Below are 20915 nucleotides of genomic sequence, written 5' to 3'. Positions count from 1 at the left end.
GAAATGCGTAGGGCGCAGCATGCCGGCGCAGGCTACGCCCCGGCACACCGCACCCAGCCAAGGCCTCAGTCTTCCAGGGTCGCCATCAGGATACCGATGCGGCAACCCTTTTCGTATTCGGTGAGATTCACATACTCCTTGATGGTATGGATCTCGGCCTGCCCGGCGCCGATGGTGATGGTCGGAACCCCGTGCTTGTCAAACCAGTTGGCGTCGAGACCACCATTGGAGAACAGATAGGTCGGCTCGATACCGAGCAGCTTGAGCGCCTTGGTGGCACGCTTCACCACCGGAGCATCCTGGCCCAGTTCGAAGGGCGGATAAGCCGGCTTCTGGCTGAACTTCACCTCCGCGGTGTTGCCCTCGTGATCCTTCACCTCGCCCTGCGCCTTGGCGAAGGCCTCCTTGTAGCCGTTCGCGATCTTGGTCGCGAAGGCAGCTTCGGGGCTGCGCGCCTCGCCCCGGATATAGACATAGTCGGTGACCACATTGGTCGCATCGCCGGCCGGGACCGTGCCGCCCTTGCCGCCGAAGATGCCGACATTGCTGGTGCCGCGACCATCGGCTTTGACGACCTTGCCGAACCAGCCGTTGCGCTGGGCCTCGGCGATCGCGATGGCGCCGACCAGCGTCGCCGAGATGCCCTTTTCCGGGGCCACACCGGCATGGGATGCCTTGCCCTTGATCTCGACTTCCCAGTTCTCCTGACCGACTGCACCGACGAGCAGTTCCGAGGCGAGCTGGCCATCGACATTGATGCACATGGCGGCCCCGCCGAGATCGGCCGGGTTGAGTTCACGGGCACCGTGCAGGCCGCTCTCCTCGCGGACGGTGAAGAGCAGGGTGATCGGCGGATGCGGCAGCTTGTGCTTGATCAGCGTCTCGGCGAGCACGACCAGGAGCGCGACGCCGGTGCGGGCATCGCCGCCGAGCGCGGTCGTGCCGTCGGAGACGATGCGGTCGCCCTCACGCCGGGGTTTGGCGCCGGCGCAAAGCGGCACGGTGTCGAGATGGGTGGAGAACAGCAGGCGTGGCCCCGGCCGCGTGCCCGGCAGATCGACGAAGAGATTGCCTGTCTCCGTCGGCACCGGGATGCGCTTATTGGCATCGTCGAAGCGGATTGCGGAAGCAGGCACTCCGACCCTCTTCAGGGCCTCGCTGACGGCGGCCCCGATCTTGGCTTCCTGGCCGGTCACGCCTTCGACCGAGAGGAAATTCATCAGGTGGTCGATCGCACTGGCGACGTCGAGTGGGATTGAGGGGCTGCTCATGATGTCCATCCGATCAGGTCAAGGTTATTTCGTTTCGGGCTGCGGGACCGGCCGTCACAATCCCCAGGGCAGGCCGAGCATTTTCCAGACGGCGAAGAGCGCCGTCCACAGCACGAACATCCAGACGACATAGGGCAGCATCAGGGAGACGATCGTGCCGACACCCGCGGTCTTGTCGTATTTCTGGGCGAAGCCCACGACGAGTGCGAAATAGGCGTTGAGCGGGGTGATCGCGTTCATCGGGGAATCGCCGACGCGATAGGCAGCCAGCACCGCTTCCGGCTCGACGCCGAGCTTCATCAGCAGCGGCACGAACACGGGGGCGAAGATCGCCCATTTTGCGATCGCCCCGGTCAGCAGGAGGTCGATGATCGCCACGACGACGATGAAGCCGAGCAGCAGCGGCAGCGCGCCGATATTGGCCGACTGCAGCACGCCGGACAGGCTGAGCGCCATGACCGTGCCCATGTTCGTGTACGTGAAGTAGGCGACGAACTGGCTGAGCACGAAGAACAGGAAGATCGTGCCACCGAGATTCTTGATCGACTTCTCGATCGCCGCGATCACCTCCGGGAGGGTCCGCAAGGTCCCGGCCCCGATGCCATAGGCCCAGCCCGTGGTGAGGAACATCAGCATGATCAGGGCGATCAGCCCGTTCATGAAGGGTGAATTGCCGATCAGCTCGCCGGTTGTCGGATTGCGCAGCGGCGCTCCCGACGGCAGCGTCAGCAGGCAGAACACGGCAACCAGCGCCAGCAGGCCGAACCCGGCATAGCGCAGGCCACGCGATTCCTGATCGGACAGCGAGGCGCCCTGCTCCGTCGTGGTGCCTTCGGCCGCCAGCTTCGGATCGTAGACGCCAAGGCGCGGCGCAATCATCTTGTCGGTGATGAAGGCGATGACGACGGTGAGGAACAACACCGACGCGATCGAGAACCAGACATTGGAGGCCAGGCCGATCGAGCGATTCGGATCGACGAGATGGGCGGCGTCATTGGTGAATTCGACGAGGACGGCGTCGAGCGGCTTGATCAGCATATTGACCGTGAAGGCGCCGGCCACCGCAGCAAAGCCGAGCGCGAGGCCGGCGAGCGGATGCCGCCCGACTGCGAGGTAGGCAATACCGGCGAGCGGGATCAGCACCAGATAGCCCGCATCCGCCGCAATGCTGGCGAGGATGCCGACGAAGGCCAGGATATAGGTCAGAGCCCAGCCCGGCGACACGATGACGAGCTTGCGGATGAGCGCCGTCACCAGGCCGGATTCCTCGGCGACGCCAGCGCCGATCATCGCAACGATCATCAGCCCGACGGCGGTGAAGCTCATGAAGTTCGGAATCAGCGACGAATAGATGAAGCGAATGCCTTCGACGTTGAGCAGGCTGCGTATCGCCGTGCTCGCCATCTCGACCTTATGGGTATCGGGATTGATGCGCTCGAAGGTGACCGCCGCGCCGAACAGGCTGAGCACAGCCGACAGCACCATGACGATGGCGATGAGAATGAGGAAGATGACGACGGGATGGGGAACCATGTTCCCCACTTTCTCGACCGTATCGAGAAATCTCTGCATCGTGGTCTTTGACGCGACGTTCCCGGTAGCCATGTCTTGCCTCCCCTAAGCCTTAGACTTCCGCCCCACGGGGGGTCGCGATAAGCAGGTAGGCCGCCGGAATCGTTGCCGAGGCGGTCATCCCGGCAACTTAATTCGCTGCGCGCCGAGAGCATCGGCACAGAATCCCAAAGCTTGGACCGCCTGTCCCAAAGTTGATGGCGAGGCGTCTGCGCGACGGAAAGGCATCCAGCAAGCTTGCTGCCACCGGATGGCTTCTTTATCCTGACGCAGCCGTTCGAGATCCTCCGATCTCCTATTCGCAGATTGGGGACGTCGACGTGACGCCGACGCACGGTAAGGCATGCAAGAGCAATCCGGTAAGCCCGTTACTGCCTGCAATGCCCGGCACGCGCCCGAATTCTGGAGCTCTTTGACCATGGGCCGCCGCCTCGACACCTTGCGGATGAGCCTGGCAGGACTTGCTGTCGCGTTCGGCCTCAGCGCTTGCGCTTCGGCGCCCCGCGGATTGCTTCAACCGGTCGAGCCCGTTGCCGGCACCGACCGCGTGAACATGCTTGCCGCGACGACGCGCGCGCCCTCGACGGAAGCGGGTGTTCTGTTCAGCGGCGAGCGCGGAGATACGGTCTCTTTCAGCAATATCGTCGTCTCGATCCCCAGGGATCGAGAGGTCGGCACGATCCAGCTGCCGCGCGCGGCTCCCGGCAATCCGGCTACCGATTTTGTCGTCACCTCGACCGCGCCGGTCGCCAAGACGGATCTCGTCAAATGGTTCAAGTCGACGGGCGGTCGAAAGCGCCGGGTCTTCGTGTTCGTCCACGGCTTCAACACGCCTTTCGACCGCGCAGTCTTTCGTTTCGCGCAGTTGACCCATGACGCCGATGCCGACGCGTCCCCGGTGCTGTTCTCGTGGCCGTCGCGCGGCCATTTGCTCGACTACAGCCGGGATTTCGACAATGCATCCTATTCCCGCTCGGATCTCGCCTATCTGCTGAAGGCGGCTGCAAGCAGCCCCTCCGTCGGCGAAATCGTCATCCTCGCCCATTCCATGGGGAGCTGGCCTGCCGTCGAGGCCGTCAGGCAGATCGCTCTCGAGCAGGGCGGGGTCCCCCGGAAGATCAACAATCTCATTCTGGCCTCGCCCGATCTCGATGTCGGCGTGTTCCGCCGGCAAGTCGAGGACATGGGCTCCCAGCGTCCGCAGATCACGCTTTTCGTCTCGCAGAACGACCGGGCGCTGCAGCTCTCCCGCTTCATTTCCCGCGGAGCGACGCGCCTCGGCGGCATCGACCTGACGCGCGACGAGTACCAGCAGCAGCTGGCGGGGTTGTCAGGCATCACGGTGCTGGACCTCAGCGCCATCAATGCAGGCGATCGCATCAATCACGACCTCTTTGCCGCCAGCCCCGATGCGGTCCGCCTCATTGGAGGCCGGCTGCTCCAAGGCCAGGTCATCACCGATTCCGACATTTCCACTCCGCTGATGGCTGCGGATGCGCTTGGTTCGGCCGCCAGCCTCATTGTTACCGCGCCAATTCGCGTCTTCGACGCAGCGTCCCCGCGCCAGTAGCGAGCCAACTGCCGCAAAAGGACCAGCTGCTTTGGCCTGTTAACGACAATTCTCAGCGGTTTATTGCTTGCCATTGCTAACTCTGAGCGTCACAGTTTCTTCACGGCACTGAGAAACATTGACATCCCGTTGGTACGCGGGGCCAAGATTAACGCAACGCTATCGCGAGGAGAATGCCGTGTCGGCTCTCTCTAGTACCAATTCAGGGCCCCCAGGCGGAGCGGTCTTCGTTCAGAACTTCTCGACCAAGGGACTGCCCCCCGAGGATCAGTTCGACGCGTGGCGTTCGCTGCTCTCCGAGACGATCGATCTCTTGCCTACGCCAGACGGGTCCGAGGCGTTTGAAGCCGAGTTCTCGTCGTGGAGCTTCGGCGACGTCGTTCTGACCAGGACACTCTACGCCGACGCCCCTGCCCGCCATTGGCGGCACAGGCCGCGATCCTTCATGGATCACTGGTGCGTCGTGCTCGCCCACTCCTTTTCGCCAGAATGCAACCTGCTTTCCCTGAGCCCTCCAGAGCGGCCAGGCAATCTCAGCTTCCGCTCGCTCGCCATGCCGTTCGAAGGCCAGGCCGAGGACACGGAAGTCCTAACGCTGTTCCTGCCTCGGAACTTCTGCCACGAGGAACTCGTCGATTTCGAGCGGGCGCACGATCTGGAAATCAACCCAGAGCTGGGGGCGCTGCTCACTGGCTATATGGAGAACCTGGCCCGACAGCTGCCCCACATCTCGGCAGAGCATGCCCAGGGCCTCGCCACCGCGACACGTTCGCTGGTCGCCGCCTGCATCGCGCCACGCGTCGAGCGCTCCGAGGCTGCGGAGGTGCCGCTGACCTCCCTTCTGATCGATCGTGCCCGGCGCGTCGTCCGACAGAACATGGCCTCCCCCGAATTTGGTCCCGAGCGTCTGGCACGCCTCATGGCGATGTCCCGCTCCAAACTCTACCGGCTGTTCGAGAGCACCGGTGGCGTTGCTCATTTCATCAATCGAGAGAGGCTGCGCGAGGCGCATCGCCGGCTCGCATCGACCCGCGATGCCCTGTCGATCCACGTCATCGGCAATGAAGTGGGTTTCGTCGATCATTCGACGTTCAGCCGCGCATTCCGGCGCGAGTTCGGCTACAGCCCAACCGAGGCGCGCGAGAAGCACCTGACCAAGTTCTCTGCCCTGCCATCCGGACTTGCCCAGCAGGATGCGTCGCTGGACGGTGCACTGGGAGGGCCTGGAGTCGAACGCGCCGCGCGCAGCCTTGCCGACTAGCCGAAGAGCATGAGGGTCTTGGCATGAAGGGGGCGACGGGGCGCCTCTCCTTTCTCTATGCGGCTCTTTTCTTCGAGCTCGGCGTCAATCTGCCGTTCTTTCCGCTCTGGTTGCGCGCGCAATCGCTTGGTGACGATGCGATCGGCATCGTGCTTGCCGCACCGCTGCTGACCCGCATCATCGCAAATCCGGTCGTTGGCGCCCTCGCGGACCGGAGCTTGCGCATGACCCTCGCGCTGGTTGCCTGCGCGGCGGCTGTCGTCGTCGGCACGGGTTTTCTCGCCTTTGCCGCAGGCTTCCTGCCAATCCTGCTGCTGGTGATCGCCATCGCGCTCGCCCAAGGTCCCCTGATCGCCCTGACCGACGCCGTAACCCTGCGCAGTCTCGATGGCCTGCGCTCGGCGGAGCTGCGCTATGGGCGAATTCGCTTGTGGGGATCGGCGGGGTTCGCACTCGCCAATCTCTCGGCTGGCTGGATGCTCGACTGGCTGCCGATCTCGTCCATTATCGGAATGCTACTGCTCTCGGCGCTTGCCACGACCCTCGCCGCGATGGCCGTCGCAACCATCCGCCTGCCGGAGAGATCGGCCGCTCCCGACGAAGCAGCCAGGACGGTGGAACGGCCGTATCTGCTGATCCTGACCATTGCGGGCGCCGCGCTTGTCCAGGCGAGCCACGCCGCCGTCTACGGCTTCAGCACATTGCACTGGCAAAGCCTCGGCATTTCCGGGGGGACCATGGGAAGCCTCTGGGCGGCTGGCATCGCCTCCGAGATCACGTTCTTCAGCCTGCTCGGATATGTCGTCCGTGGCTCGGCCGGAGCAGGTGCGCTGCTGGTCGTCAGCGGCGCTGCCGCGACATTGCGCTGGGCTGGCATGGCTCTCGATCCAGATATCGCCTTCGTCATCCTGCTGCAGCTGACACATGGCCTGACCTTCGGCGCGACGCATCTGGGCAGCATCTTCCTGCTCGCGAGGCTCGCGCCGCGTAGCATGCTGGCCCGGGCCCAGGCCTGGCTTGCCGCCGGCTGGGCCGGGGTGATGGCGGCTCTGACGACCCTTGCCGGCTATCTCTACGGTTCGTGGGGCGAGCACGTCTATGGCCTGATGGCGATCGCTTCCGGTGCCGGTTTCCTCCTGCTGATCCCTGTCGCAGCCAACCTGAGACGGGAGGATCCGGCCCCGCAACCAGGCGTTCCGGATGCCCAGCACCCTGTCCCAAAATTGGGATGACCAGCGCAAACTTGGGATTCTGAGCTAATCCGCGCTTCCCGGACAGTTGGTAGCGTCCGTCCCTGCCGCCCGAAGAAATTGGCGACGGACCCTTGTCTTGCGCCCGAGGTTCCACGGCCTCTGCCTTGCGGGTGCCAGAGGAAGAACATGATGCTTTTGAACGGCTTGCGGGAGAACCCGTTCCGTAGGAATGGCAGGATCGGCGCAAGAACTCCGCATCGTGCGAGGGTGGCGTTCGGGGGGCAGCAGGCATGAGCCCGCGCCGCAGCCCTGGTTCCGCCCGGTTGCACGCCGCCGCGCTGACCGTGATTGCCCTCGCTTCCGCGGGCTGCCAGCGCGAGGCCGACGAGGCCCCGCCACCCGTGCGGATCGTCCGCACCATCACGGTCGACAAGCCCCGCGAGGCGGCGGACATCAATTTCACCGGCCATATCGAAGCGCAGGACCAGGCGTCGCTCTCCTTCCGCATCGGTGGCCGCCTGGCGGAGAGAAGCGTCGCGGTCGGCGCGACTATCCGCGAGGGCGAGGTGGTTGCCCGCCTCGACCCCGAGAACGAACTCAACGATCTGCGCTCGGCGCGCGCAGCGCTCACGGCTGCGCAGGGCCTTCTGAGGAAGGCCGACAACCAGTTGCAGCGGCAGAGCCATCTGCTCCAGCGCAATGTCACGACGCAGGCCGATTTCGAGGCCGCCGAGCAAGGCCGCACAGCCGCCCAGGCTCAGGTCGACGCGGCACAAGCCCGCGTCAATTCGGCGGAAGATGTCGTCGGTTTCACAACCCTGAAAGCTGACGCACCGGGCGTCGTGACCAGGATCGGAGCAGAGCCAGGCGAGGTCGTTGCGGCCGGCCGGACGATCGTGCAGCTCGCGAGGCGCGAGGGGCGCGATGCCGTCTTCGAGGTGCCCGCTGCAATGATGCGCGCCCTCCCTGCCGATGCGCGCGTGTATGTGGCGCTCACCGGCGATCCCGGCACCACCGTCAAGGGCCGGGTACGCGAGGTCTCGCCCCAGGCCGACCCGGTGACACGGACCTTCCGGGTCAGGGTCGGTCTGTCGGAGCCTCCGCAGTCCTACCGGCTTGGCACGACCGTCACGGGCACCATTCGCGGCAGCGAAAGCGCCGCCATCGCCATTCCGTCGACGGCGCTGGTGCGGCGCGCGCAGGATACAGGAGCCTGGGTCGTCGATCCCAAGAATCTCACCGTATCGCTGCGCAAGCTCGACGTTCTCAGCGCCGACCCCGCGACGGCCCTGATCGGCAAGGGCCTGGCACTTGGCGACGTCATTGTCACGGCCGGCGCGAGCCTCTTGCAGGAAGGCCAGCATGTGCGGCTGACCGGGACGGAAACACGATGAGCTTCAACCTCTCGGAATGGGCCCTCAAGAACCGCTCGGTCGTGATCTATCTGATGATTGTCGCCGTCGCGGCCGGCGTGCTCGCCTTCGTGCGGCTCGGCCGCAATGAAGACCCCTCCTTCGTCATCAAGTCGATGGTCGTTTCCGCCGCCTGGCCGGGCGCGACCATGGAGGACACGCTGACGCAGATCACCGAGCGGCTCGAGCGCCAGCTCGAGGAGACGCCCGGCCTCGATTTCGTCCGCAGCTTCACGACGCCCGGCGTGACGACGATCTTCGTCAACCTGAAGCAGTCGGTCCCGGCGCGTCAGGTACAGGACACCTGGTACCGGGTCCGCAATCTCGTCGGGGACATCCGCCATACCCTGCCCCAGGGCGCGGTTGGGCCGTTCTTCAACGATCGCTTCGGCGACACGTTCGGCATCATCTATGGCTTCACCGCCGATGGCTTCACCAGCCGTGAGCTGCGCGACCATGTCGAAGCGGCCCGTTCGCGCCTGCTCCTCGTGCCCGATGTCTCGAAGATCGAGATCATCGGCGCCCAGGACGAGCGCATCTTCGTCGAATTCTCTGTCAGGGAACTCGCCAATCTCGGCATCGATCGCTCCGCCCTGCTCGGCGCCCTGCAGAGCCAGAACGTCGTGCGCCCCGCCGGCATCATCCAGACCGAGGACGAGAAGGTCTCGCTGCGCGTCTCGGGTGCCTTCCAGTCGGAAGCCGACCTGCTGAACGTCAACTTTCCCGTCGGCGATCGCATGGTTCGCCTCGCCGACATCGCTACCGTGCGCCGCGGTCACGCGGACCCGCCTCAACCGATGTTCCGCGTCAACGGACAAGAAGCGATCGGGCTGGGCATCGCGATGCGCGATGGAGGCGATATCCTGGCGCTCGGCAAGAACATCCAGAAGGCGATGGCGACCATCACCGCCAATCTTCCGCTCGGCATCGAACCACGGCTGGTGGCCGATCAGGCCGTGACGGTCGATCACGCGATCGACGACTTCATGACCTCGCTCTGGCAGTCGATCGCCATCATCATGGCGGTGAGCTTCATCAGCCTCGGCGTGCGCCCCGGCCTCGTCGTTGCGCTGTCCATTCCGCTGACGCTTGCGGTGGTCTTCGCCGTGATGCTTGTCGCCGGCATCGACATGCAGCGGATCTCGCTCGGTGCGCTGATCATCGCGCTCGCCCTGCTGGTCGACGACGCCATGACGACGACCGACGCGATGGTGACGCGTCTTGCCGCAGGGGAGGAAAAGGCGAAGGCGGCGACCTACGCCTTCAAGAAATACGCGATGGCGATGCTTGCCGGGACGCTGGTGACGATCGCCGGCTTCGTACCGATCGGTTTTGCGGCCAGCTCGGCGGGTGAATACACCTTCACCCTCTTCGCCGTGGTCAGCATTGCCCTCGTGGTGTCCTGGTTCGTGGCGGTGATCTTCGCGCCCGTGCTTGGCGTCGCGATGCTCAAGGCGCCGGACCCGGCAGCGAGCACTGCCGGCCCCGGCAGGGTCGAGCGGACATTCCGGCAGCTGCTGTCTGGTGCCATCAAGCTGCGCTGGGCGACCATCGCGGTGACGCTCGCATTGTTCGTCGCATCCCTCCTCGCCCTGCCCCTCGTACCGCGCCAGTTCTTCCCAGCCTCCGACCGGCCCGAGCTTCTGGTCGACCTGACTTTGCCGCAGAACGCCTCGATCTACGCCAGCGAGCAGCTCGCGACCCGGTTCGACGCGGCACTGAAGGGCAACCCGGATGTGGATCGCTGGAGCACCTATGTCGGACGCGGCGCAATCCGCTTCTATCTGCCGCTCAATGCGCAGCTGCCCAACGACTTCTTCAGCCAGGCCGTGATCGTCGCCAAGGACGTGCCGGCTCGCGACCGCCTGCAGGCCAAACTGGAAGAGCTCCTGGCCAAGGAGTTTCCGAACGTCGTCGCTCGCGTCTATCCCCTCGAACTCGGGCCGCCGGTCGGCTGGCCCGTGCAGTACCGCGTCAGCGGACCGGACATCGCCGAGGTGCGCTCGATTGCGATGAAGCTGGCGCAGGTCGTCGCGACGAGCCCCAAGACCGAGCAGATCAATTTCGACTGGATCGAACCTGCGCGCGAGCTGCGCCTGCGCGTCGATCAGGACGAGGCACGCCGCCTCGGCCTGAGTTCGCAAGCGCTGGCCGCGGTCCTGAACACCGTCGTTTCCGGCACCGTCGTGACCCAGGTGCGCGACGATATCTATCTCGTCGATGTGGTCGTGCGGGCCCAGGACGCCGACCGCGTCTCGCTTGATACGCTGCGGACCATGCAGGTCGCATTGCCCGGTGGACGCTCGGTGCCGGTGTCGCAGTTCGTCACGTTCAGCTACGGGCTGGACGCGCCGCTGATCTGGCGGCGCGACCGGGTTCCGAACCTGACCGTCGCCGCAGACGTCAAGCCGGGAACGCTGCCGGAGACAGTCGTTTCCGCCTTGCAGCCCTCCATCGAAGAGTTGCGGAAGACGTTGCCACCCGCCTACAGCATCGCCGTCGGCGGAACCGTCGAGGAAAGCGCCAAGTCGCAATCCTCGGTCATCGCCGTCGTGCCGGTCATGCTGCTGATCATGTTCACCGTGCTGATGGCCCAGCTGCGGAGCTTCAGGCTGTTCGCCATCGTGCTCAGCATCGCCCCTCTCGGCCTCATCGGCGTGGTCAGTGCACTGCTCGTGTCGGGCAAGCCACTGGGTTTCGTCGCGCTGCTCGGCATCCTGGCGCTGATCGGCATCATCACCAAGAACGCGGTGATCCTGGTCGGCCAGATCGAGGCGGAGCGGGCCAGCGGCAAGAGCGTCGTCGAGGCCGCGCTCGACGCCAGCAGCACGCGCTTCCGGCCGATCATGCTGACCGCGGTCTCGACCGTGCTTGGCATGATCCCGATCGCTCCGACCGTGTTCTGGGGCCCGATGGCCTTCGCCATCATGGGCGGCCTGCTGGTCGCGACCGTGCTGACCCTCATCCTGCTGCCCGTGCTCTATGTCACCGTCTTCGGCGCAGGCTCCCCGACACCGGGCAAGACGAAAGCCCGGGCGACAGCCGCTGCGGGAGTTTCTTCGCGATGAGACCGATTCCAGCCATCCGGTTCAAGCCCTCGGCCGTGCGAATTCTCCGCGCCGCGGCCGTCTCGATGCTCGTCCTGACGCTGGCTGCTTGCCAGAACCAGGAGACCGCCCCTTCCGAGGGCCGCCCCGTCCGGGTGGTCAAGGTCGAGGCCGGCAAACTCGCCAACGACATCAGGTTGAGCGGCGAGATCCAGGCCGAGAAGAATGTCGGGCTTGGCTTCCGCATCGGCGGCCGCGTCGCCGAGCGGCCGGTCAATGTCGGAGATCGCGTCGCCGCCGGGCAGATCGTTGCCCGCCTTGACCCCTCGCTCGAACGCAACGCGCTGACAGCGGCCAAGGCAGCGCTCGAAGCGGCCCGCGGCGAGGTGAACACGACGCGCAATACGTTCGAGCGTCAGGAACGGCTGATGGCGCAGGGCTTCACCACCCGGCCTCGTTTCGATCAGTCACTCAAGGCGCAAGAGGCCGCGCAGGCCCAGCTCGAGAACGCCGAAGCGCAAGTCGAGCTGGCACAGGATCGGCTCGGCTTCACAGAGTTGCGGGCAGGCGTCTCGGGCGTCGTGACCGCCCGCAACATCGAGCCGGGCGAGGTCGTGCAGGCCGGGCAAGTCGTGGTTCAACTGGCGCGCGAGGACGGCCGTGACGCGGTCTTCAACGTCCCGGCCAGGCTGCTGGAGACGCTGCAGGGCGACATTCCGATCCGGGTCTCGCTCGCCGAGTCTCCGACTGTGAGCGCATTTGGTCGTATTCGCGAAGTGGCTCCGCAAGCCGACCCCGTGACGCGGACCTTTGCGGTCAGGATTGGCCTGATCGATCCACCGGAGGACATGCGGCTGGGGTCGACTGTGGTCGGGACCGTGGAGCTCACATCGGCCGCGATCGTCTCCATTCCGGCCAGCGCCCTGACCCAGCAGGGCCTGTCGCCGGCCGTCTGGATCGTCGATCCGGTGAAATCGACGGTATCGCTGCGCAATGTCGATGTCCTGCGCTTTGACCCTGGCCTCGTCGTCGTCTCGCAAGGACTTGAGCCCGGGGAGGTCATTGTCTCCGGCGGCATTCAGGTGCTGCACCCGGGCCAGCGCGTGCGACCGCTTGCCGCCGCGCGCGAGGCGGGCCGCACTGCGGCGGCTCAGCCGCCGGGAGGCCCCGTGCTTCCGCCTTCGTGACATATGACAATCTTTCTCCGCAGCGAGCGGGGCCCTGCAACCAAAGAGCTTCCCGGCGGGATCACGCCATTCTCCAGCCAAGCGATGCCATGATGTCCTCTTGGAGACATTCTATGGAGATCATCCCCGCGGTCGGTGAGGCGGAAAGGCTCAGGACCGAGCTCCTCGTCGTCGGCGTATTCAGCGGCGGCGCGCTGACCGGGTCGGCTCGCCGTCTCGACGACCGGACGGGTGGCAGGCTTTCCACGATCGTCGGGCGCGGCGAACTGGGCGAGGCGCCCGGCGCAACCTTGCTGATCCATCATTTGCCGGGCTCCGTCGCGGCCCGCATCCTGCTCGTCAGCCTCGGCAAACCCGAAGCCTTCTCCGACCGCGCCTATTTGCGGGCACTTTCGGCAACGGCGAAGATCATCGCGGAGAGTGTCGTCTCCGAAGCCGTCATCGCCCTGGCTGAACACGAGGTCCCCAAGCGCAGCTTGAACTGGCAGGTTCAACAGGCCGCACAAATTCTGGCCGATGGCGGATACGTCTTCGTCCTGCCCGGAGCCCATCCTCACGGCCAGAAAGCGCGGGCCCGCCCGCTGCGCAGCATCATGCTGCTCGTTCCGCAAACCCTTACGTCGGAGCTCGTTGGCGCGCTGCGTCAGGGCATCGCCGTCGCTGAAGGTGTCGCCCTTGCGAAGGATCTTGGCAACCTCCCGGGCAATATCTGCACGCCGGCCTTCCTCGCCAGCACGGCGCAGGAGATGGGGAGGGAATTCGGCTTCGATGTTGAAGTCCTGGAGCGCGAGAAGCTCGAAGCGCTCGGCATGGGCGCCTTTCTCGTCGTCGGCAGGAGCTCCGCCAATCCCTGCAAGCTCATCGTGATGCAGTCCAATGGGCGCAAAGCCCGGAGCCGGCCCATCGTCCTCATCGGCAAGGGCATCACCTTCGATATCGGAGGCACGCCGCTGACCCCGGGAGCCGACCCCGACGAAATGAAATTCAACATGAGCGGTGCCGGCAGCGTTCTCGGGGTGATGCGCACGGTCGCCCGCCTGGAGCTGCCGATCAACGTCGTCGGACTGATTGCTGCGGCCGAGAACATGCCCAGCGGCAGCGCCAGCCGCCCGGGAGACATCGTCACCTCGATGTCGGGCCAGACCATCGAGATCCGCACCCACGAGGCCGAAGGACGGCTCCTGCTTTGCGATGTCCTGACCTATGCCGAGCGCTTCTCGCCGGCCTGCGTCATCGACGTCGCGACCCTGACCGAGGCCTGCGTCGTGGCTCTCGGCTCGCATGCCAGCGGCCTCTTCGCCAATGACGAGGCGCTCGCCGCCGAGCTTCTGCGATGCGGGGGCGTGTCTGGTGATCGCGTCTGGCAGCTCCCGATCTGGGACGACTATTTCGGCCAGCTCGGCAGCAGCTTTGCCGATACCAGCAATCTCGGCGGGCGCGCGGCCGGCGCGATCACCGCCGCCTGCTTTCTTGCCCGCTTCGCCAGGGCTTATCCCTGGGCCCATCTGGACATTGCCGGCACCGCGTCGATCTCGGGCGCCACCAAGGCCTCGACCGGCCGGCCTGTTCCGCTGCTCGCCGAATTCCTCATCAGCCGCGCCGCGGAAGCAGCGTCGCCGAATGGCCTGCCCCTTCCCTCCCCCTCAGCAATGGAGCTGCACTCATGAGCGATCTGGTTTTCATCGCCTTCCCGACCGAACAGAAGGCCGAAGAGGTCCGTCAGAAGGTCCTTTCCCTCCAGCGCGAATATCTGATCGAGCTCGGCGACGCGGTCGTCGTCGTCAAGGACGAGAAGGGGCAGGTCAAACTCAACCAGATGATGAACCTGACGGCAGCCGGCGCCGCATCGGGCGCCTTGTGGGGCACCTTGATCGGTTTCATCTTCCTGGCCCCGCTGCTGGGCACGGCTCTCGGAGCCGCTTCGGGCGCGCTCGGCGGAAAGCTCAGCGATGTCGGGATCAACGACCAGTTCATGAAGGACGCGGCCAGCGCATTGCAACCCAACACCGCCGGGCTCTTCCTGCTGATCCGCAAGATGACCACCGACAAGGTCCTCGCCGATCTGAAGGGCGTCGGCGGTACGCTGATGAGCACATCTTTCGACGAGACCAAGGAGGCTGCGCTGCGGGAAGCCCTGGCGGCCACTGCAAGCGCCAGCGCCGAAGCCGCCCCTCCGGCCGCCACATGATGCAGGACTGGGGCGCCGAAGCGGGAGCAGAACGAGCCCAATGGGCCATCGCGACGGCGCGCCTCGACGATTTCCGCCCCCTGCTGCCAGCAGAGGAGGAGGTCGTCGCCAAGCTTCTCAGCGGTAACTTCGACCGTCTGGGAGACGGCTCGCGCCCGGAGAAACCCGACCCGGCGCGGGTCATCCGGGCGCCCTTCCTGCGCTTTCTCATGCTGGGAGGCGAGGAAGGCTGCCGCCCCCACGAGAAGGGCGTCAGGATCAGCGGCGCCTGGATCACGGATGTTCTCGACCTCGAAGCCTGTCGTGTCTTCCGCGACATCGGCCTGAACGACTGCCATTTCGAGGCCGCGCCGATCTTCAGGGCTGCGATCATCAACCGCCTGTTCCTGGACGGCTCCTCGCTTCCCGGGCTCCAGGCGGAGCGGCTCGAGGCGCGCGGCGGCGTCTATCTGCGCGGCGCGGAGGTCACTGGTGAGGTTGATCTCGTTCAGTCGCGTCTCGGCGGTAATCTTGAATGCGATGGTGCCACCATTCGCGCACCGAGCGGCTACGCGCTGCTCGCCCCAAGCCTGGAGGCCCGCAACGTCCTGGCGCGGGGAGCGACGCTGCGCGGCGGCATCAACCTGTCCGGCGCAGTGCTGGCCGCCGATCTCGACTGCGCCGGCGCTACCATCACCCGGACCGACGGCAGCGCAATCGATGCGAGTGAAATCGAGAACCGCGGCAGCGTCGTGCTGCGTAGCGCGCGTATCGAAGGCGAGATCCGGCTGATCGCCTCGCAGATCGGCGGCGACATCGACTGCTCAGGCGCGGTTCTTGGCGCCGCCGGCCAGACTACGCTGGACATGAGCCGCAGTGCGATCAAGGGCGCGTTCTTCCTGCGCCGGGATGCCCAGGTGAACGGCGCGCTGGTGCTGACCGGCGCTTCGATCGGGACCATCCATGACGAGGCAGCCTGCTGGCCCAAGCAGGGCGATCTTCTCCTGAATCGCTGCCGCTATGGCGCCTTCATCGACGGGCCAGTCGATGCCGAGAGCCGGCTCGACTGGCTGGGGCGGCAGGCGCCCGAGCGCTGGGGCGAGGATTTCTGGCCCCAGCCCTATGAGCAGCTGGCCTCCGTCTTCCGCGAGATGGGACATGGCGAGGATGCTCGCGCCGTGCTCGTCGTCAAGGAGCGCCTGCAAAGGCAGGCCCGGCGCAAACGGGCCGCCAATCCCGTGCTGCGGGGGCTTCTGACAGCCGCCGACGGTGTGCTTGGAATCACCCTAGCCTATGGTCGCCAGCCGCTGTTGGCCTTTGTCTGGCTCCTGTTCTTCTGGTTTCTGGGCGTCGCCATCTTCGGTTATGCCGAGCACCGGGGGGCCGTGATGCCCAATAGCGCCGTAGTTCTGCGTTCGCCCGAATGGACCTTGTGCGGCATCGAACGATCCGAGCAGCGCTCCCTGATCGCCACCCAGCAGACGAGCGGCCTGGCCGAGCCCGGCCAGACCCAGCTCGCCTGCTTTCGCCAGCGCTGGGAGGCGTCGAGCTACCCGGCCTTCAGCCCTTGGATGTACTCGCTCGATACGCTGCTGCCGGTGCTCGACATGGGGCAAAGAACCTTCTGGCGGCCTAATCCGTCCAAGCCGGGCGGTCGCATTGCCATCACCTATTTCTACTTCCAGTCGATCGTCGGCTGGGCTTTGAGCCTGCTGGCTGTTGCCGGTTTTTCGGGGTTGGTGAAGTCGCCGTGACCCGGCCGGCTCGCCTCGCATTCAGGATGGGACCGACGTGAGCAAAGCACCGACATCTGCACGCGCGCTCCGCAGCGGCGACGACAGCGCCAAGGACAATCGCACCAAGCGCGAGCCCCTCGCGATCGACCTGGCGCTTCAGGGTGGCGGGGCTCACGGCGCCTTCACCTGGGGCGTGTTGTGCCGGATCCTGGAGGAGGACTGGCTCGAGATCGAGGCGATCTCGGGAACCTCGGCCGGCGCCATGAATGCGGCCGTACTGGCCTCGGGATATGCCAAGGGCGGCCGCGCTGGCGCACGCGAGGCACTCGAGCTGTTCTGGCGAAAGGTTTCGGACGCGGCGCGCTTCAGCCCATTCCAGCGCAGCCCGCTGGACATCCTGCTCGGCCGCTGGACGCTAGACAACTCGCCGCTCTTCGTCGCCATGGACATGATGTCGAGGGTGGTCTCTCCCTACAGCCTGAATCCGGGCGGCTCGAACCCGCTTAGCGATATCCTCGCCGAGGTGATCGATTTCGGCAGCCTGACCACAAGCCCGATCAAGCTCTTCATTACCGCCACCAATGTGCGCACAGGCCGGGGGCGGGTGTTCCGCAATGCCGAGATCACGCCCGACGTGCTCCTGGCCTCCGCCTGCCTGCCGACGCTGTTCCAGGCCGTCGAGATCGACGGCGAGAGCTACTGGGACGGCGGCTATTCCGGCAATCCGACGATGACGCCGCTGATCAAGCACAGCGATGCGCTCGACACCATCCTGGTTCAGATCAACCCGGTCGAGCGACCGGGGACACCGCGTACCGCGCGTGACATCCTCAACCGGCTGAACGAGGTGTCGTTCAACGCGGTGCTGCTGAAGGAATTGCGGATGATGGCGCTGCTGCGCCAGAAGGCCAATCCCGAGAGCGGTGAGGGCGCGCGCTGGGCCCGCATGCGCCTTCACCGCATCACCAGCGACGCCATGACCGAGCTCGGCTACTCCTCCAAGCTCAATGCCGAATGGGAGTTCCTGACCATGCTCCACAACGAAGGAAGGCGCTCAGCAGAGTCCTTCTATCGGGAGCATCGGGACAACATCGGCAGGACCTCGACACTCGATCTCGACGAGTTGACCGAAGGCATCTGAGAGGAGCGGCCGCATTTGCCGCGCACCTCAGCACCGACCTCCCGACACCAAGCCTCACCAGGAATGCAGATGACCTCCGGCAAGATCTATCAAGGCGCCCTGATTCTGATTGCGACGATCATGGCGGTCGCCGCGCTGTCGATCGCCAGTTCGGTCTTCGCGCCGGTCGCCTTTGCGCTTTTCATCATCGCGCTCGTCTGGCCGCTTCAGAAGAGCCTGCAGACCTTTCTGCCCCGCCTGCTCGCGCTCGCGATCAGTGTCGTGGTCATGGTCGTCGCCTTCTTCGCCTTCGGGTCGCTGATCGTCTGGGCCTTCGGCCGCGTCGGCCGCTGGATCGTCAGCGACGCTGCGCGCTTCCAGTCGTTCTACGACCAGATCACGATCTGGCTGGAAGGGCATGGCGTGGCCGTGGCCGGTGTCTGGTCGGAGAACTTCAATGTCAGCTGGATGCTGCGCACCGCCCAGACCATCACCGGCCGCCTCAACAGCACGATGAGCTTCTGGCTCGTGGTCCTCGTCTACGTCATCCTCGGCCTGCTGGAAGTCGACGATTTCGGGCGGAAGCTGCGCAGCATGCGCAACCGCGAGACCGGCCAGGTCCTGCTCCAGGGCAGCACGGCCACCGCCAGCAAGATCCGCCGGTACATGGTGGTCAGGACCGCGATGAGCCTCATCACCGGCCTGCTGGTCTGGGCCTTTGCCAAGGCGGTCGGGCTTCAGCTTGCGGAGGAATGGGGCTTCATCGCCTTTTCCTTGAACTACATTCCCTTCTTGGGCCCGCTCGTCGCCACAGTCTTCCCGACCTTGTTTGCGATGACGCAGTTCGGATCCTGGCAGGCGGTGATTGCGGTCTTTGCCTGCCTCAACCTGATCCAGTTCATCGTCGGCAGCTATATCGAGCCGCGCGTCGCCGGCAGCGCGCTCTCGATCTCTCCGGCGACCGTGCTGTTCTCCGTGTTCTTCTGGAGCTATCTCTGGGGCGTCTTCGGCGCCTTCATCGGCGTGCCGATCACGATCGCATTCCTGACCTTCTGCGCCCAGCATCCCTCGAGCCTGTGGCTTGCCGAGCTCTTCGGTTCGCCCCAGAAGGACACGGCGGCGGTCCCGATCGAGGCACCCGTCAAGAGATGAGGCCGGCATCCGGCCTGGGCGCGACCTCGATCCGCTGCGGCTCGAGGAGGGCAAGACCGCCATCCGTGGCGGCTGCCAGCGTATGAATATAGAAGCTGGTCGCCTCGTCATCCGTCGCCTCCATCACAGGAGACGGCGCCGAAATGATTTTCAGCGGACCGCAGCGCCCGATCCAGTCGACATGGCGGTGTCCGTGCATCGCGACGAGCCGATGCGACATCGGCTTGAGCTGGCGCACGAATCGGCTGCCATTGATCAGCGCCGTGCCGATGCGCTCCGAGAAGGCCTTGGCCGGCTTCGGATATTCCACGGGATGGTGATGCAGGGCGATGACCCAGCGCGCCTTCGGATATTGGCGCAGAATCGCGAGCATCGCCCGCATGTCCTCTTCCGAGACGAGGCCCAACGCATTGGTGAAGGAGAAATGCGTTTCGGCGTTCGAGTTCAGGAGCACGAGCCCTAACCCGTCCTCTCCCGTCGGCGGCAGCACCATCGGGAAGATATCGTCCCAGATATTGGCCAGCCCGGCCGACAGGCGCAGCGAGCCGGCATCGGCGAAGGCGGCAATCGTCTTTCGATGAGGCTCCAGCGCCGCCGACAAGGTGCGACCCAGTCCAGTCCGGCCCTGGTCGACGACCCGGACCCGGTCTCCCTGGATGGCGGCCATGGCCGACAGCGTCCGCATCTGTCTCAGGCGTTTTCCGGGGCTCGTCGGCAATTCCAGCCGCGCCGGATTCGCGCGATCCACGATGTTCACGTCGTGGTTGCCGGGAAGGATGAAGCTCCTTTCGGCCAGCGCCGGATGTCGCGCCATCGCGTCGAGAAATTCCGCCCATTCGGCCGACCGGCCCGCATCGGTCATGTCACCGGTGATCAAGACGAAATCGAGCGGTTCCTGGGCGTGGATCTCGTCCAGTCTCTCGAGAACCTGGGCAAGCCGCTCATTGCCACGCGGGCCGGCGCGTCCGCTCTCGATCCGGAAACCATAGCGCTCCCCCACGACATGGATGTCGGAGAGATGCACGACCCGCCATGTGCGCGCTGACGCAGGCATCTCGTCAAAGACGCCAAGATCGCGCGGCTGATCCATCAGCCCATCGGCAAGGCCCCAGGCGAGCGAAGCAACCGCGAGATATCCGCTCATGACGGTCACGGTATTAGCAAGCGCGGGAACGACCAGTCGCAAGGGATTGGCAAGATCGGCGATCTCGCCCGACCAGCGGGTCGCGGGCCAGGCAAGCGCGGCAATGCCAGCGGCCATGAGGAAGGCAGCAAGGCCGGCACCAATGGCGGTCGCGGCCCGCAGGCCCGCGCGCTTGTCCTCGCTGGCCTCCGCTGTGAGGAAGCGCTCCGCCAGATGCCGCAGCCCCTCGCGGCACAGGGCATAGCCTGGCTGGACGGCGAGCGAATTCAGCGACCAGAAGCTGCGCTCGGCAGCACGAAACAACGGCCTGAAGCCGAACCAGCCAAGAGCCGCGATCAGCGCCAGGAGAATGAGCGGCCCGATTCCTGCCAGCGCATAGATCCGGCCCGACATCGAGGTGAACCAGGCCGTGGCGACAAGCGGGGCGAGCCCGAGCAGAACACCTGGCAAGAGAGCGAGGATGACCCAGGCCAGCGCAAGCTTGGGCAGGTTGATCTCCCCCAGCATGCTTCCGGCGATGGCAATCAGGGAGCGCTTCTTCGTGCTGCTGGCGTCGTCCTCTGCGTCTCCGGCACGCGGTTCGATAATCATCGGCATGGTCAGTCACGATCCAGGGAAGCTGCGCTCGCAAGGGCAGATCGGCGTCGAATACTCATGCCTTGCCCCCGCGGCAACGTCAGGATGCACGCAACTCAGTTGCCTCGAAGGACATAGCCTTGATGCCAGCGTCATGCACGCCTTCACGGCCAATCTTTCATGCCCAAACCGAGAATGGGACGCCGAGCACAGAAGTGAGACACGGGGCTGATGACCAGGGAAAGAGCAGATGCTACTTTAAAATCAGATACTTATGAAATGAACAACGTGTTTTGAAGAGAATTGAGCGCACAATTTCAATGCACGAGAGACAGGGTTGCATCGATATTTCAGGCATCATTCGCCAGCAGCAGCGTTGGTGGAATCCTGATTGCTATGCTCCAATATTCCATCAGCCACCGCCACGCCGGAAGATGAGATCATCATCTTCGATATCCATTCTTTACAGATTTCAAATCGAACGAAATACTTGTACGCTGGCTTGGT

Annotated in this window: 14 protein-coding genes; 11 read left to right on the top strand and 3 right to left on the bottom strand. The window is 65.1% G+C overall.

The genetic code is table 11. The annotated features are described in order from the left end of the window. Positions 1–65: 65 nt before the first annotated feature. Positions 66–1271 (bottom strand): M20/M25/M40 family metallo-hydrolase, encoded by a 1206-nt coding sequence (locus AB4099_RS15415; RefSeq protein WP_441478690.1) that lies wholly within the window; start codon positions 1269–1271, stop codon positions 66–68. A gap of 54 nt (positions 1272–1325) precedes the next feature. Then, a complete protein-coding gene (locus AB4099_RS15410; protein ID WP_441478689.1) occupies positions 1326–2876 on the bottom strand; it encodes an AbgT family transporter in 1551 nt (516 codons plus the stop codon). 385 nt (positions 2877–3261) lie between these two features. Here AB4099_RS15410 and AB4099_RS15405 point away from each other — a divergent pair, with 385 nt between their 5' ends. From AB4099_RS15405 to AB4099_RS15355, 11 genes are all read left to right on the top strand, one after another. Continuing rightward, the gene (locus tag AB4099_RS15405) at positions 3262–4413 is read left to right on the top strand and encodes an alpha/beta hydrolase (RefSeq protein ID WP_441478688.1); all 1152 of its coding nucleotides are present in this window, start codon (positions 3262–3264) and stop codon (positions 4411–4413) included. A 178-nt stretch (positions 4414–4591) separates the two neighbouring features. Then, positions 4592–5674 (top strand): helix-turn-helix transcriptional regulator, encoded by a 1083-nt coding sequence (locus tag AB4099_RS15400; RefSeq protein ID WP_441478687.1) that lies wholly within the window; start codon positions 4592–4594, stop codon positions 5672–5674. Positions 5675–5697: 23 nt separating this feature from the next. Then, on the top strand, positions 5698–6906 hold the full coding sequence (locus AB4099_RS15395) for an MFS transporter (protein ID WP_441478686.1): 1209 nt from the start codon (positions 5698–5700) through the stop codon (positions 6904–6906). Between the two features lie 251 nt (positions 6907–7157). Beyond that, entirely contained in the window at positions 7158–8261 is a 1104-nt protein-coding gene (locus AB4099_RS15390; RefSeq protein ID WP_441478685.1) for an efflux RND transporter periplasmic adaptor subunit, read from the top strand. Next, positions 8258–11347 (top strand): efflux RND transporter permease subunit, encoded by a 3090-nt coding sequence (locus AB4099_RS15385; protein ID WP_441478684.1) that lies wholly within the window; start codon positions 8258–8260, stop codon positions 11345–11347. The genes AB4099_RS15390 and AB4099_RS15385 overlap by 4 nt, the downstream gene beginning before the upstream one ends. Next, positions 11344–12513, top strand: a complete 1170-nt coding sequence (locus tag AB4099_RS15380; protein WP_441478683.1) for an efflux RND transporter periplasmic adaptor subunit — start codon at positions 11344–11346, stop codon at positions 12511–12513. The genes AB4099_RS15385 and AB4099_RS15380 overlap by 4 nt, the downstream gene beginning before the upstream one ends. 113 nt (positions 12514–12626) lie before the next feature. Beyond that, on the top strand, positions 12627–14180 hold the full coding sequence (locus AB4099_RS15375; RefSeq protein WP_441478682.1) for a leucyl aminopeptidase: 1554 nt from the start codon (positions 12627–12629) through the stop codon (positions 14178–14180). Continuing rightward, positions 14177–14701 carry a DUF1269 domain-containing protein gene (locus tag AB4099_RS15370; RefSeq protein WP_113516986.1) on the top strand — a complete coding sequence of 175 codons (525 nt, stop codon included), beginning with the start codon at positions 14177–14179 and terminating at the stop codon, positions 14699–14701. The genes AB4099_RS15375 and AB4099_RS15370 overlap by 4 nt, the downstream gene beginning before the upstream one ends. Further along, entirely contained in the window at positions 14698–16434 is a 1737-nt protein-coding gene (locus tag AB4099_RS15365; RefSeq protein ID WP_113516985.1) for a hypothetical protein, read from the top strand. Before AB4099_RS15370 ends, AB4099_RS15365 begins: the two co-directional genes overlap by 4 nt. Positions 16435–16471: 37 nt before the next feature. Beyond that, positions 16472–17557 carry a patatin-like phospholipase family protein gene (locus AB4099_RS15360; RefSeq protein ID WP_441478681.1) on the top strand — a complete coding sequence of 362 codons (1086 nt, stop codon included), beginning with the start codon at positions 16472–16474 and terminating at the stop codon, positions 17555–17557. Between the two features lie 63 nt (positions 17558–17620). Further along, positions 17621–18688 carry an AI-2E family transporter gene (locus tag AB4099_RS15355; protein WP_441478680.1) on the top strand — a complete coding sequence of 356 codons (1068 nt, stop codon included), beginning with the start codon at positions 17621–17623 and terminating at the stop codon, positions 18686–18688. Here the strand turns inward: AB4099_RS15355 and AB4099_RS15350 are convergent. Beyond that, positions 18678–20429: a metallophosphoesterase family protein gene (locus tag AB4099_RS15350; protein WP_441478679.1), complete on the bottom strand. Its 1752-nt coding sequence runs from the start codon at positions 20427–20429 to the stop codon at positions 18678–18680. The two genes, AB4099_RS15355 and AB4099_RS15350, sit on opposite strands and share 11 nt — an antisense overlap. Between the last annotated feature and the right edge of the window lie 486 nt (positions 20430–20915).

The sequence above is a fragment of the Allobosea sp. 2KB_26 genome (assembly GCF_052115715.1).
In the GTDB taxonomy this organism is placed as follows: domain Bacteria; phylum Pseudomonadota; class Alphaproteobacteria; order Rhizobiales; family Beijerinckiaceae; genus Allobosea.
The sequence above is the reverse complement of the archived record's forward strand: the minus strand, read 5'-3'. Positions and strand labels throughout refer to the sequence as shown.